General features: G+C 63.0%; 12 protein-coding genes and 1 tRNA gene. 8 read left to right on the top strand and 5 right to left on the bottom strand.

The genetic code is table 11. From position 1 onward, the window contains the following. Positions 1-118: 118 nt before the first annotated feature. Entirely contained in the window at positions 119-586 is a 468-nt protein-coding gene (locus NKJ11_RS14030; RefSeq protein ID WP_013529716.1) for an Hsp20 family protein, read from the bottom strand. 480 nt (positions 587-1,066) lie between these two features. Here NKJ11_RS14030 and NKJ11_RS14025 point away from each other — a divergent pair, with 480 nt between their 5' ends. After that, entirely contained in the window at positions 1,067-2,044 is a 978-nt protein-coding gene (locus NKJ11_RS14025; protein WP_352793543.1) for an alpha/beta fold hydrolase, read from the top strand. 98 nt (positions 2,045-2,142) lie between these two features. On the opposite strand, the gene hisN is transcribed toward NKJ11_RS14025, so the two are convergent. Beyond that, positions 2,143-2,916 carry a histidinol-phosphatase gene (hisN, locus tag NKJ11_RS14020; protein WP_023810077.1) on the bottom strand — a complete coding sequence of 258 codons (774 nt, stop codon included), beginning with the start codon at positions 2,914-2,916 and terminating at the stop codon, positions 2,143-2,145. Positions 2,917-3,243: 327 nt separating this feature from the next. Then, positions 3,244-4,185: an N-formylglutamate amidohydrolase gene (locus tag NKJ11_RS14015; RefSeq protein WP_352760628.1), complete on the bottom strand. Its 942-nt coding sequence runs from the start codon at positions 4,183-4,185 to the stop codon at positions 3,244-3,246. A gap of 164 nt (positions 4,186-4,349) precedes the next feature. On the opposite strand from NKJ11_RS14015, the gene cpdR reads away from it, so the two are divergent. Further along, positions 4,350-4,712 carry a cell cycle two-component system response regulator CpdR gene (cpdR, locus tag NKJ11_RS14010; protein WP_006199474.1) on the top strand — a complete coding sequence of 121 codons (363 nt, stop codon included), beginning with the start codon at positions 4,350-4,352 and terminating at the stop codon, positions 4,710-4,712. A 116-nt stretch (positions 4,713-4,828) separates the two neighbouring features. Next, positions 4,829-4,903: transfer RNA gene (locus NKJ11_RS14005), tRNA-Val, on the top strand. Positions 4,904-5,057: 154 nt separating this feature from the next. Here the strand turns inward: NKJ11_RS14005 and NKJ11_RS14000 are convergent. Beyond that, positions 5,058-5,264: a hypothetical protein gene (locus NKJ11_RS14000; protein WP_023810079.1), complete on the bottom strand. Its 207-nt coding sequence runs from the start codon at positions 5,262-5,264 to the stop codon at positions 5,058-5,060. Positions 5,265-5,449: 185 nt separating this feature from the next. After that, a complete protein-coding gene (locus NKJ11_RS13995; RefSeq protein WP_352793541.1) occupies positions 5,450-6,604 on the bottom strand; it encodes a dihydrodipicolinate synthase family protein in 1,155 nt (384 codons plus the stop codon). A gap of 238 nt (positions 6,605-6,842) precedes the next feature. Between NKJ11_RS13995 and NKJ11_RS13990 the strand changes: the two genes are divergently transcribed. The 5 genes from NKJ11_RS13990 to NKJ11_RS13970 are packed head-to-tail and all read left to right on the top strand — an operon-like array spanning position 6,843 to position 13,101. Continuing rightward, a complete protein-coding gene (locus NKJ11_RS13990) occupies positions 6,843-7,901 on the top strand; it encodes a LacI family DNA-binding transcriptional regulator (protein WP_023810081.1) in 1,059 nt (352 codons plus the stop codon). Further along, positions 7,898-9,499, top strand: a complete 1,602-nt coding sequence (locus NKJ11_RS13985; RefSeq protein ID WP_128303132.1) for an acyl CoA:acetate/3-ketoacid CoA transferase — start codon at positions 7,898-7,900, stop codon at positions 9,497-9,499. The genes NKJ11_RS13990 and NKJ11_RS13985 overlap by 4 nt, the downstream gene beginning before the upstream one ends. Then, the gene (locus NKJ11_RS13980) at positions 9,492-10,268 is read left to right on the top strand and encodes an enoyl-CoA hydratase/isomerase family protein (RefSeq protein WP_128303133.1); all 777 of its coding nucleotides are present in this window, start codon (positions 9,492-9,494) and stop codon (positions 10,266-10,268) included. The genes NKJ11_RS13985 and NKJ11_RS13980 overlap by 8 nt, the downstream gene beginning before the upstream one ends. A 10-nt stretch (positions 10,269-10,278) precedes the next feature. Continuing rightward, positions 10,279-11,790, top strand: coding sequence for an aldehyde dehydrogenase family protein (locus NKJ11_RS13975; RefSeq protein ID WP_352440929.1), 1,512 nt, complete (start codon positions 10,279-10,281; stop codon positions 11,788-11,790). A gap of 57 nt (positions 11,791-11,847) precedes the next feature. After that, a complete protein-coding gene (locus NKJ11_RS13970) occupies positions 11,848-13,101 on the top strand; it encodes an ABC transporter substrate-binding protein (RefSeq protein ID WP_352554237.1) in 1,254 nt (417 codons plus the stop codon). The last annotated feature ends 2 nt before the right edge of the window (positions 13,102-13,103 follow it).

Raw genomic sequence — 13,103 nt, 5'->3', positions numbered from 1 at the left:
ACCACCCCTCTTTTTCTCTCTTTTTTTTTTTCACTTTGTTACTTCAAAAACTTACACCCACAAAAAAAACCAGCCGGCGGCCGCCCGCCCCCGCTTCCGTTCGGGAGGAGACTTGTATTTAGGCAGCGGTCTTGGCCTCGATCTGCTTGGCCTTGGCAGAAGACGCCGTAATGGCGATCTTGCGCGGCTTCAGCTCCTCGGGGATGTTGCGCTTGAGGTCGACGAACAGAAGGCCGTTCTTCAGCGAAGCACCGACAACTTCGACGTGGTCGGCAAGCTGGAAGCGGCGTTCGAAGGCCCGCGAGGCAATGCCGCGATAGAGCAGCTCGGACCCTTCGCCGGTGCCCTCGTCCTTGCGCTCACCCTTCACGGTCAGCACGTTGCGATGGGCTTCGATCGAGATTTCCTCGTCCGAGAAGCCGGCAACCGCCATCGAGATCCGGTAGGAATCCTCACCGGTGCGCTCGATGTTGTAGGGCGGATAGGTCTGCGCGCCATCCGGCTGCGCAAGCGAATCGAGCATCGTGAAGAGACGATCGAAGCCGACGGTCGAGCGATAAAGCGGGGAAAAATCAACGTGACGCATGAGGTGTTCTCCTGTTGAGCAACATGGTTTGCGTATGGCCGGTGCGAAACCCTTGAGCGGCGTTTCGGGTGGGCCAGCGGCCCCGACATTGGCGACCGCACGAGACATTTGGGGAGCGCTGGAAAGCATTTCAAGATTTCACCTGGCGGCAAAAGCCACGGCGCCCGGACCCTTGATGAACGGCAGATGAACCGGCACTTCGGCGCGCGTTCAGGCAGCCGGCGCTAAAGTCCATTCCAGGATCAAGGACTGGCGGCGCCGATTGCACAACAGGCACCGCAACGAGGCCGACCGGGTGTAACGTCCCTTCCTCCCGGATCGACAGAGGCCGGAAGCACGCTTTCGAGCGGCTTCCGGCCTTCCCTGGTGCAGCCTCCCCTTCACCGGGAATTCCTTGGCTTTTGGCGCATGGGCGTCTATCACCTTAGCGGAGCCGGCCAGCGCAGGCGGGCATGCGAGACGCCGAGCACGAAGCGCCGAATGACGGATCTTTTCACCGAAAACTCCCTTTTTCACGAAGTCGAGGGCAATCCGCGGCCGGAAAATGCCACCGGCGGCTTCTTCACCACGCGTGACCGCAAGAATATCCGCTACGGCCTGTTCGGCGCGGTCGCTCGCCCGATGAAGGGCACCGTGGTCCTGCTCACCGGCCGCAACGAGTGCATCGAGAAATATTTCGAAACCATCCGCAACCTTGCCGATCGCGGCTTTGGGGTCGCCACGCTCGATTGGCGCGGCCAAGGCGATTCCGACCGGCTGATCCACGATCACCAGCGCGGCTACGTCAGCAGCTTCCGCGACTACACCGCCGACCTCGAACAGTTCTTCGAGGAGATCGTGCTGCCCGATTGCCGCGGACCGTACTACATCCTCGCCCATTCGGCAGGTGCCTTGATCACCCTGCTTGCCGCCCCATCGATGGTGAACCGCATCCGGCGCATGGTGCTGATCGCGCCCTTCCTGACGCTGCCCGACCTGCCGGTCTCGATCTCGACGGTTCGCCGCGTCTGTTCCCTGTTCTGCGCTATCGGCCTCGGCCGGCTCTACGCCGCCTGGGGTCCGCGGCCGAGGGCAACGGCCCCTTTCGAGACCAACAAGCTGACATCGGACCCGGAGCGCTATCGGCGCAACACGCGGATCTACGAAGAACATCCGCAACTGGCGCTTGGGGGTCCGACGATCCGCTGGCTGCGGGCAGCCGCGAAAGCCTCCGAAGCTGTCAGCGACCCCGACTTCATGGCAGGAATTCAGGTCCCCCTGCTGATAATCGCCGCCGGCGCCGACCAGGTCGTCTCGACCAGGGCCGTGGAAACCTACGCCAGGCGTCTGCGGCTCGGTTCGCTGCTGATGATCGATGGCTCCCGTCACGAAATCCTGCAGGAAGCCGACATCTACCGCGAGCAATTGCTCGCCGCTTTCGACGCCTTCATTCCCGGGAGCGACGACCCCACAGCCTGACAGGCGCCGGTCGCTGGCCCGCTCCCCAAGGGGTGCCGCCGGCAGTAAAACGACTGCTTCAAGCGGTCGGCATCACCTGAATGGCAGCGGACGCTCGTTTAGCCGCGCAAGGCGGCCATGGCGGCGGCATGAAGCTCCGGCGTCGCCGCCGCGAGCACATCGCCGCCCTGTTCCGCCGGCCCGCCATCGAAAGTGGTGACGACGCCGCCTGCCTTTTCGATGATCGGGATCAGCGCCACGATGTCGTAGGGCTTCAATCCGGGATCGGCGACGATGTCGACGCTTCCCGAGGCGATCATGGCGAAGGCATAGCAATCGGCGCCGTAGCGGGCGAGCTGGATCTGTCTTTCGAATGCATCGTAACGGTTGCGCGCCTCGCCCTTGAACAGGGCCGGCGTGGTGGTGAACAGCGTCGCCTGGTCCAACTTCGTCGTCTTGCGGGTCGTCAGTTTTCGCGGCCCGCCTGGCCCCTCATAATGGGAGCCCGAGCCGTTGGCGTAGAACAGCTCGCCGGTGAAGGGTTGCGCCATCATGCCGGCAACGGCGTCGCCGTCGATCGTCAGCCCGACCAGTGTGCCCCACACCGGCAGGCCGGAAATGAACGCGCGCGTGCCGTCGATCGGGTCGATCACCCAGACATGCCGGCTCGAAATGTTCTCGCTGCCATGCTCTTCACCAAGAATGCCATGGTCGGGATACTCAGCAGAGATCAGCGCCCGGATGGCGCGCTCGGCCTCGCGATCGGCCTCGGTGACCGGATCGAAACTGCCCTGTTCCTTGTTGGCGACCGCACCTTGGCTGCGAAAGCGCGGCAAGGTCTCCGCCGCTGCCACCTGCGCGATGCGGCGCATGAAACCGACACTGATGTCCAACTGATTCTCCCGCACTGCAGCATGTCCGAGCCGTGCTCTGCCGCCAATTTCGTACCAAAACAAGAGTGTTCGACGACTTTTCCGTGACGGCATCTGTTGCCCGGATGTCACACGAGCGTCGTCGAAACGCAATTTCCACATCAGAGTGAATTAAAAAAGCCTCAAGGTCGCTTGACATTTGTGCAGCGCACAATACCCTTGATCTCGGACAGGGTTTCCTGTCCATGCCCTCCTTGGGCGTTTCCTCCCTAGACTTCGACCGTATCGTGCAAACGATGCGGTCTTTTTTTACGCCGCGATTTCACTCTGCGGCCAACGGCCGGTCGCTCACTCGGCGGCTAGCGGCAGGTCGATGAAATGATGGTCGGGCATCGACATCAGGTCGGCTGAGAACCGCGTCAGATCATCGGCCAGCGCATCGAAGCCGGCGGCCTTCTCGAATGTCCGCTCGTTCATGTAGAGCCCGCGATTGACCTCGATCTGCAGCGCATGCAGATGGCGCGCCGGGCGGCCGTAATGCTCGGTGATGAAGCCGCCGGCATAGGGCTTGTTGTGGGCAACCGAATAGCCCATGGCGCTGAGCAGGCCGATCGCGGTCTCGGTCAGGGCGGCGGTTGCCGAGATGCCGAAGCGGTCGCCGATGATGAAGTCGGGCCGCAGACCGCTGTCGCCGACACGGATGCTCGCCGGCATCGAATGACAGTCGATCAGCACGGCAAAACCGAACCGCGCATGGGTCCTGGTCAAAAGCCGCTTCAGTGTCTCGTGATAGGGCTTGTAGACGGCCTCGATGCGGGCAACGGCTTCGGCCAGAGGCAGGCGACCGGAATAGATGTCGAGCCCCTCGCCCACCAGCTTCGGCACCGTGCCAAGCCCGCCGGCCACCCGCGCCGAGCGGATGTTGCAGAAAGACGGCACTGGCTCGGCGAACATGCGCGGATCGAGTTCCCACGGCTCGCGATTGACGTCGAGATAGGCGCGCGGAAAATTCGCTGCCAGCAACGGCGCGCCTAGCGCCACGGCGCCGCCGAACAGCTCATCGACGTAACAGTCTTCCGACCGGCGGATGGCATTGCGGTCCAGCCTTGCCATGGCCAGGAAGCGTTCGGGATAGTAGCGGCCGCTATGCGGCGAGTTGAAGAGGAAGGGGACGCGCTGCTCGGCGCCCGACCGGATTTCGAAGGGTGGAAAGACCGAAAAATCCTCGGCTGCCGTCTTCAATTTGAGCGAACCCGAAAACACCAGTGCATCATGATGTGAAAGTGTCACCTTGCAGGCCGCGTGTCCAGCATTTCAGCGGCAGCACGCGCCCTGGCAAATATGGATCATCGCCGTCCGCGTTCACTTGATGTTTACCCTCACCTCCTCATATACAGGATGGTTAACGGGCTTGCCCAACGGCAATCTCGGGCGGGTGATTCGGACGGGATATCATGGCACGCATTCTTCTGGCGGAAGACGACGACGATATGCGTCGGTTCCTCGTCAAGGCGCTGGAGCGCGCCGGTTACCAGGTCAGCGATTTCGACAATGGCGCCAGCGCCTATGAGCGGCTGCGCGAGGAACCGTTCTCGCTGCTGTTGACCGACATCGTCATGCCGGAGATGGACGGCATCGAACTGGCGCGGCGCGCCACCGAGATCGATCCTGATTTGAAAGTCATGTTCATCACCGGTTTCGCCGCCGTTGCGCTGAACCCGGATTCCAAGGCGCCGAAAGACGCCAAGGTGCTGTCGAAGCCCTTCCACCTGCGTGACCTCGTCAACGAGGTCGAGAAGATGCTGCAGGCGGCCTGAGCCGTTTTCTAGGCAAGGCGCCGCGCCTCTTCGCCACTGCGGCGAGACGACGCCTTCTTTCCTTTTTCCTGCTATTGACGCGCTGGATCAAAAATGGTGTATGCGCGGCTTCGGATGGGCGTGTAGCTCAGCGGGAGAGCACTGCATTGACATTGCAGGGGTCACAGGTTCAATCCCTGTCACGCCCACCATCCAACCAGACGATCAGACTTGAATCGGCATCCTGGCCCGCTCGCCCGAGCTGGACAATTTTCGTTCGCCCAAGGGAAGCTGGACACTGGCGAGTTTTTCGAGCGCAACGCGCCCGTCCCGGCGTTTGACCGGAACGGGCCGCACTCGATCAGATCATTGCGGCGCTGGATCAGGCGTATTTCCCGGCCTGTCGCCGCCGCCCTTGCCTTCGCGACAAGGCTCTCCGAGACCGCAGCATTTGCCGTTGTAGGTGACGCCAGGCTTCAGCTTGTCGCATTCCCTGGGAGCGGTTGTCTTGCAGCCGGCCAGCACCGAAACGGCGATGGCGGCCAAAAGGACGTTTCTTGAAACAGTAAACATCAGACGTTCTCCTTGATGGACCATGTTTGGACACATCGCTTGGTCGCGCCTCGAGAGAAATTGGTTCACAAGAAAATTGGTGACGCGAAAACCACCCTCGCGGTCGTTCGACAGCGGAAACACCTGGGCAGGCGCAGCAATCGCGTGGCGACGCGTCCTCTTCGACCGGTCAGCCTTTCCGCGCTTCAGATGCCCGCGACGGTGCAAAGGCTCTTCATTCTGGCTACCGCCAGATCGGGATCAGCGAGCAATCCTGCCTGGTCGGCAAGGCGGAACACGTCGGCATAGTGACGGATGCCGCGCGCCGACTGCATGCCGCCGACCATCGCAAAATGGTCCTGATGGCCATTCAGCCAGGCCATGAAGACGATGCCGGCCTTGTAGTACTCGGTCGGCGCTTCGAAGATTTTTCGCGATAGCGGCACGGTCGGCGCCATCAATGTGTCATAGCCGGCGCGGTCACCCTCCGCCAGTTTCGCCAGCGCTGCATTGGCGACCGGCGCAATCGCATCGAAAATACCGAGCAGTGCGTGCGAGTGTCTTTTCTCGTCGCCGGCGATCAGTTCGGGATAATTGAAATCGTCGCCAGTGAACATGACGACGCCGTCCGGCAGACGGTTTCTCAGCGCGACCTCCTTGCCGGCATCGAGCAGTGAGATTTTTATCCCCTCCACCTTGCCAACGTGGCGTTCGATGATGGCAACAACTGTATCGAGAGCAGTCTCGAAATTCTCGCTGCCCCAATAGCCCCTGAGCGCCGGATCGAACATGTCGCCCAGCCAGTGCAGGATGACCTTGCCGGATGCTTGGGACAGGATGCGGTCGTAGACGCCGACATAGTCGTCCGGCCCCTTGGCCACTGCCGCCAGTGCCCGGCTGGCCATCATGATCGCCTTGCCGCCCAAGCCTTCGATGAAAGCGAATTGCTGCTCATAGGCGGCGATCACATCGTCCAGCGTCCTGGCGGCGGCGGGCGCCAGATGGTCGGTGCCGGCACCCGAGGCGAGATCGGCGCCATCGACGGTGCGCGCCTCGGCGATCGAACGGCGGATCAATTCCTGTGCGTTTGCCCAGTCGAAGCCCATGCCGCGCTGCGACGTGTCCATCGCTTCGGCGATGCGGAAGCCCAGCCGCCACAGATGGTGACGGAACGCCATCGTCCTGTCCCAGTCGACTGCCGGTCTGGACCACGGATCGGTCAGGGCGAGCGGATCGGCAACGACGTGCGCGGCGGCATAGGCAATACGCGAAAATCGCGCGCCGATCATCGCCTGCACCGGTTCGCCGACCAGCGTGTACCGGGTGCTGCCGCCACCCTCACCAGGCAAGGAAATGTCCATCGATCTCTCCTTCGCAACGCTACTAAATGGAACGTTCCAATAAATCAAGAACCTTTAAGATTCAGGCTCCACGGCAGGAAGAATGCTGCATTGCAACACAAAGCCCTATGAAGCAAGCCATTTGAGTACGCACAATTGGCATTCGAGGCGTGGGGAAAATCCCGATTGACTCACGAACGGAGCAGAGATTAGAACGTTCCAATACTTTGGACCCTGAAGTCGAGGAGGATGCATCTGGATGGCCAACCGGGCCAAGGCGACGATATTCGACATCGCCCGCGAAGCAGGCGTGTCCAAATCGACGGTATCGCTCGTGCTCCAGGGCAGCGGACTGATCCGGCCCGAAACAGCGAGCAAGGTGCGCAAGGCGATCGAGGATGTCGGTTACGTCTACAACCGCGGCGCCGCCAATCTGCGCAAGGCGCACTCCAACGTCATCGGCATGGTCATCAACGATCTCACCAATCCTTTCTTCGCCGAACTGGCGGTCGGCATGGAGCGCGTCTTCCAGTCGGCCGGCATCGTGCCGTTCATCGCCAACACGGCGGAAAACCCGGTGCGCCAGGAAGAAGTGCTGAAGTCGCTGATGGAGCAAGGCGTCGCCGGTCTCATCGTCTCGCCGGCTCGCGGCACGACGCCGGGCGCCTTCAGGCGGATCGAGACGGCGGGTCTGCCGGTTGTCTTCGCCATGCGCCGGCTTCCCGAGAGCCGCATCCCGGTGATCGCGCCCGACAATCATCGCGGCGCCTATCTCGCCACCGCTCATCTGATCGGCAAGGGACATCGCCGACTGGTCTTCTTCGGCGGCTCGTCCGATCTCGTGGTCTATCACGAGCGGCTTGGCGGATTTCGCGAAGCCTGCGAGACGCAGGGCATCGCCGCCCGCGATGCACTTGTCGTCGAGGGCGAGACCAGCCGCAGAGGTGGTATAGCGTGCCTGGAAACCGCTCTCGCTATGGCTGAGCCGCCGACCGCGGCGCTCTGCTTCAACGACGCTGTCGCCTTTGGCGCCATGCTGGCGCTGCGCAAGCGTAGGCTTGAGCCGGGAACTGATTTCGCCATCGTCGGTTTCGACGACGTGGCCGAGGCCGAGCATTACATGCCGGCGCTGACCAGCGTCGCGGTGGACTCGGCCGGCCTCGGCGAACGCGCCGCCCATGTCATGCTGAAAATGATCCAGTCGCGCACCACGCGGGCCGAGGACCATATCGGCGCGGTCAATCTGGTCGTCAGGGAAAGCTGTGGCCCGGATCGCCGCACCCGAAACAGGACGGCCGGTTCGGGGAGCATGAATTGAGCAAGGTCGTTTCGGCAGCGCAGGCAGCGGGCCTGATCAAGGACGGCATGGTCGTATCCGTGTCGTCGTCGAGCGGTCTCGGCTGTCCGGACGCGGTGCTTGCCGCGATCGGCGAACGCTTCGATGGGGAAGGCCACCCAAAAAATATCACCACACTTCACCCGATCGCCGCCGGCGACATGTACGGCATCAAAGGCATCGACCATCTGGCCAAGCCCGGCCTGCTGAAGCGTACTTTGTGCGGCTCCTACCCGTCCGGCCCCTCCTCTTCCGAACCGCCGCAGATCTGGAAGATGATCGGCGACAATTCGGTCGCCGCCTACAACGTGCCGTCCGGCATCCTGTTCGACATGCACCGCGAAGCGGCCGCCAAGCGGCCGGGCGTGCTGACCAAGGTCGGTCTCGACACCTTCGCCGACCCGCGCCACCAGGGCTGCGCCATGAACGCCGCCGCCAGCGAGCCGATCGTTTCGGTGCAGCAGTTCGACGGCGAGGAATGGCTCTATTTCCGCTCCATCGTGCCGCAGGTCTCGATCATCCGCGCCACGTCAGCCGACGAGCGCGGCAACCTCACCTATGAGCATGAGGGTGCCTATCTCGGCGGCCTCGAACAGGCACTCGCCGCCCGCAACAATGGCGGCATCGTTATCGCGCAGGTCAAGCGCGTCGTCGAAAACGGCACGCTGAAACCGCATGATGTGCGCGTGCCAGGCGTCCTGGTCGACCACATCGTCGTCGCGCCCGACCAGTTGCAGACGACGCTGACACCCTATGACCCGGCCATCTCCGGAGAAATTTTCCGGCCGCTGTCGAGCTTCCGCACGCCGGAGATGAACGTCCAGAAAGTGATCGCGCGCCGCGTCGCCATGGAGTTGCGCGACGGCATGGCCGTCAACATCGGCTTCGGTATTTCCGCCAATGTCCCTCGCATCCTTCTCGAGGAAGGACAGCACGGCAAGATTACCTGGGTGATCGAACAGGGCGCGGTCGGCGGCGTGCCGCTGCTCGACTTCAAATTCGGCTGTTCGTCGAACGCCGACGCCTTCATGCCCTCGCCGCACCAGTTCATCTATTTCCAGGCCGGCGGCTTCGACGCTTCGCTGCTGTCCTTCCTGCAGATCGATCGCCATGGCTCGGTCAATGTCTCGAAGCTTTCGGCGCGCCCGCATGTCACCGCCGGCGCCGGCGGCTTTGTCGACATCACCGCACGGGCGAGGAAGATCGTCTTCTCCGGCTTCTTCAACGCCGGCGCCAAGCTGTCTCTGGCCGATGGCGGTATCCGCATCGAGCAGGAGGGCAAGGTCAAGAAGGTGGTCAACGAGGTCGAGCACATCTCGTTTTCGGGAAAGCGCGCGGTCGCGCAGGGGCAGGACATCACCTATGTCACCGAGCGCTGCGTGATGAGGCTCACGCCGGAGGGCCTGGTCGTCACAGAACTCGCACCCGGCATCGATCTACAGCGCGATGTGCTGGCGCAGTCGGAAATCCCGTTGGGCGTTGCCAAGGACCTCAAGACGACACCGGCAGCCCTCTATCAGGAGCAACCGATAGGCCTGTCACTGAATGGCGGCGCCTCGCTCGGAGGCGCGCATGGCTGAGCCTCTCGTCACCTTCAAACAGGATGGCGCCCTCGGCATCGTCACGCTGCGCCGGCCGGAGAAATTCAACGCACTGGATATCCCCATGCTTCGCGCGCTCGAAACAGCGCTCGACGAAGCGGAAGCGGCCGACGGCGTGCGCGTCGTGCTCATCCGTGGCGAAGGCAAGGGCTTCTGCGCCGGCGGCGATGTCGAGGCGTGGGCGCGGATGAGTGCCGCCGATTTCCAGGTGCAATGGGTGCGCTATGGCCACCGCGTCTTCGACCGCTTGGCGCGGCTGCGGCAGCCGACCATCGCCGTCCTGTCCGGCCATGCGCTGGGCGGCGGCCTGGAGTTGGCTGTGGCTTGCGACTTCCGCGTGGCGGAAACACAAGTGAAACTGGGCTTCCCTGAAACTTCGATCGGTGTCGTGCCCGGCTGGTCAGGCACGCAGCGCGCCGTGCGCCGCTTCGGCGCGCAGACGGTGCGCCGCATGGCGCTCGGCGGCGAGATCTTTCTCGCCCCCGAGGCACTCGCTCTGGGCATCGTCGACCGGGTGGTCGCGACTGGCAAGGCATACGACGAAGCAAGGGCGTGGGCGGAAAAGATCGCCGAGCGCGGCCCGCTGGCGACCGAAGCCGCCAAGCTGATGATCGCGGTCGCCGAAGGCGAGGAAAGTGCCGCCGCCACCGAAGCGCTGGCCAGCGGCTTCATCGCCCTGACCGGAGATCTCAAGGCCGGCGTCGATGCCTTCAAGGCCAAGCAGAAGCCAGCCTTTTCGAGATCCTAGAGGAAAACAGATGAACGCCCCCCTCAAGATCGCCATGCCGGCCGAGGCGGCTGCGGCACCGAAAGCGTACAGACTGCTGATCGACGGCAAGCATGTCGATGCCCGCGACGGCCGCACGATTGCTCGAAATAGCCCCGGCCACGGCTTCACCGTCTCGCACTACGCGCAGGCCGGCGCGGCCGAAGTGGAAGCCGCTGTGCAGGCCGCCCACAAGGCGTTCGAGACCGGTCGATGGCCGCGCATGAAGGCAGCTGAGCGTGCCGCGATCCTGCTCAAGGCGGCTGACCTGATCGAGGGCCGGCTGGAAGAGATCGCCCGGCTCGATACACTGGAATCCGGCAAGCCGATCGCCCAGGCGCGCGGTGAGATTGGCGGCGCCGTCGACATCTGGCGCTACGCCGCCTCGCTCGCCCGCACGCTGCACGGCGAAAGCTATGCCAATCTCGGCGATGCCATGCTGGGCGTCGTGCTGCGCGAGCCGATCGGCGTCGTCTCGATCATCACGCCGTGGAATTTCCCGTTCCTGATCGTCAGCCAGAAACTGCCCTTCGCGCTCGCCGCCGGCTGCACGGCCGTGGTCAAGCCGAGCGAAATGACCTCGGCGTCGACCTTTGTGCTCGGCGATATCCTAATGCAGGCCGGCCTACCCCCCGGCGTCGTCAACATCCTGGCCGGCTTTGGTGCCGACGTCGGCGCGCCGATGGTCAGCCATCCCCTGGTCGAGATGGTCTCGTTCACCGGCTCGACCCGCGTCGGCAAGATGACGATGGCCTCGGCCGCGCAATCGCTGAAGAAAGTCTCGATGGAGCTCGGCGGCAAGAACGGTCAGGTCGTCTTCCCGGACGCCGACCTCGAAGCGGCCGCCGATGCGGCGGTGTTCGGCGGCTTCTTCAATGCCGGCGAGTGCTGCAATGCCGGCAGCCGGCTGATCGTGCACGAGGCGATCGCCGACGATTTTCTCAGCGCTGTCAAGGCGCTTACCGCCAGGGTTACGGTCGGCGATCCGCTCGATGACCAAACCAAAGTCGGCGCGATGATCTCGTCCGACCATCTGAAGAAGGTGGCCGGCTATGTTTCTGCCGCTGAAGGCGACGGCAGCCAGGTTTACAGCGGAGGCAAGCAATTGGCCTCCAATGTCGGCCAATATCTCGATCCCACCATCATTCGCGACGTCACCGAGGAGATGGCCATCGCCCGCGAGGAAGTGTTCGGCCCGGTGCTCTCGGTGCTGACATTTGAATCGATTGAAAAGGCGTTGCACATCGCCAACGACACGCCTTATGGTTTGGCGGCGGGCGTGTGGAGCGCCAGCATCGACACCTGCATGTCGGTGGCGCGTGGGGTGCGTTCGGGAACCGTTTGGGTGAACACGTTCATGGAAGGTTATCCCGAGCTGCCTTTCGGAGGCTACAAGCAGTCCGGTCTCGGACGCGAACTCGGCAAACGCGCCGTCGAGGATTATACCGAGGAAAAGACAATCCAGTTTCATCGCGGCCAGCGCACCGGGTGGTGGGTCGGCTGAGTTGAGAAGAACCCGGCGGCATCCGCCGGTCGTGTAATGCAACAAGGGAGGAAGTACATGTTGCGCAAACTGCTTATCGGAACGGCTCTCGCGTCGGGCCTGGCTTTCACAGCCCACGCCGAGGACGTCAAGGAAGTCCAGATGCTGCATTGGTGGACCTCGGGCGGCGAAGCGGCTGCTCTCAACGTCCTCAAGGGCGACCTGGCCAAGGAAGGCTATGCCTGGAAGGACGTGCCGGTGGCCGGCGGTGGCGGCGATGCCGCCATGACCGCGCTTAAGGCGATGGTCGCGGCCGGCAATTATCCGACCGCCTCGCAGATGCTCGGCTACACCGTGCTCGACTACGCCGCTGCCGGCGTCATGGGCGACCTGACCGAAACGGCGAAGAAGGAAGGCTGGGACAAGTCCGTTCCGGCAGCCCTGCAGAAGTTTTCGGTCTATGACGGCAAGTGGGTCGCGGCTCCGGTCAACGTTCACTCGGTCAACTGGCTGTGGATCAACAAGGCCGTCCTGGACAAGATCGGCGGCACCGAGCCGAAGACCTTCGACGACTTCGTTGCCCTGCTCGACAAGGCCAAGGCGGCAGGGGTGATCCCGCTCGCTCTCGGCGGCCAGAACTGGCAGGAAGCCACCATGTTTGACTCCGTCGTGCTGTCGACCGGCGGACCCGAGTTCTACAAGAAGGCCTTCAATGACCTCGATGACGAGTCCCTGAAGTCCGACACGATGAAGAAGTCGTTCGATAACCTCGCCAAGCTCGTCACGTATGTCGACCCGAACTTCTCGGGCCGCGACTGGAACCTTGCCACCGCCATGGTCATCAAGGGCGATGCTCTTGTGCAGGTCATGGGCGACTGGGCCAAGGGCGAGTTCAACGCCGCCAAGAAAACGCCGGGCACCGACTTCCTGTGCTATCGCTTCCCGGGCACCGACGGCTCGGTGATCTACAACTCCGACATGTTCGGCATGTTCAATGTTCCGGACGACCGCAAGGCCGCCCAGGTCGCGCTGGCCACCGCCACCCTGTCGAAGAGCTTCCAGTCGGCCTTCAACGTCGTCAAGGGTTCGGTTCCGGCCCGTACCGACGTTCCGGACACCGACTTCGACGCGTGCGGCAAGAAGGGCATCGCCGACCTGAAGGCAGCTAACGAAGGCGGCACGCTGTTCGGCTCGCTCGCCCAGGGCTATGGCGCGCCCCCGGCGGTCGCCAATGCCTATAAGGATGTCGTCTCCAAATTCGTCCATGGTCAGATCAAGACCTCGGACGAAGCCGTGACCGAGCTGGTCAAGGCGATCGACGACGCCAAGTAAGC

The sequence above is a fragment of the Mesorhizobium sp. M0243 genome, from assembly GCF_040321775.1.
In the GTDB taxonomy this organism is placed as follows: Bacteria; Pseudomonadota; Alphaproteobacteria; order Rhizobiales; family Rhizobiaceae; genus Mesorhizobium.
This window is presented reverse-complemented; position numbering and strand designations above follow the sequence as displayed.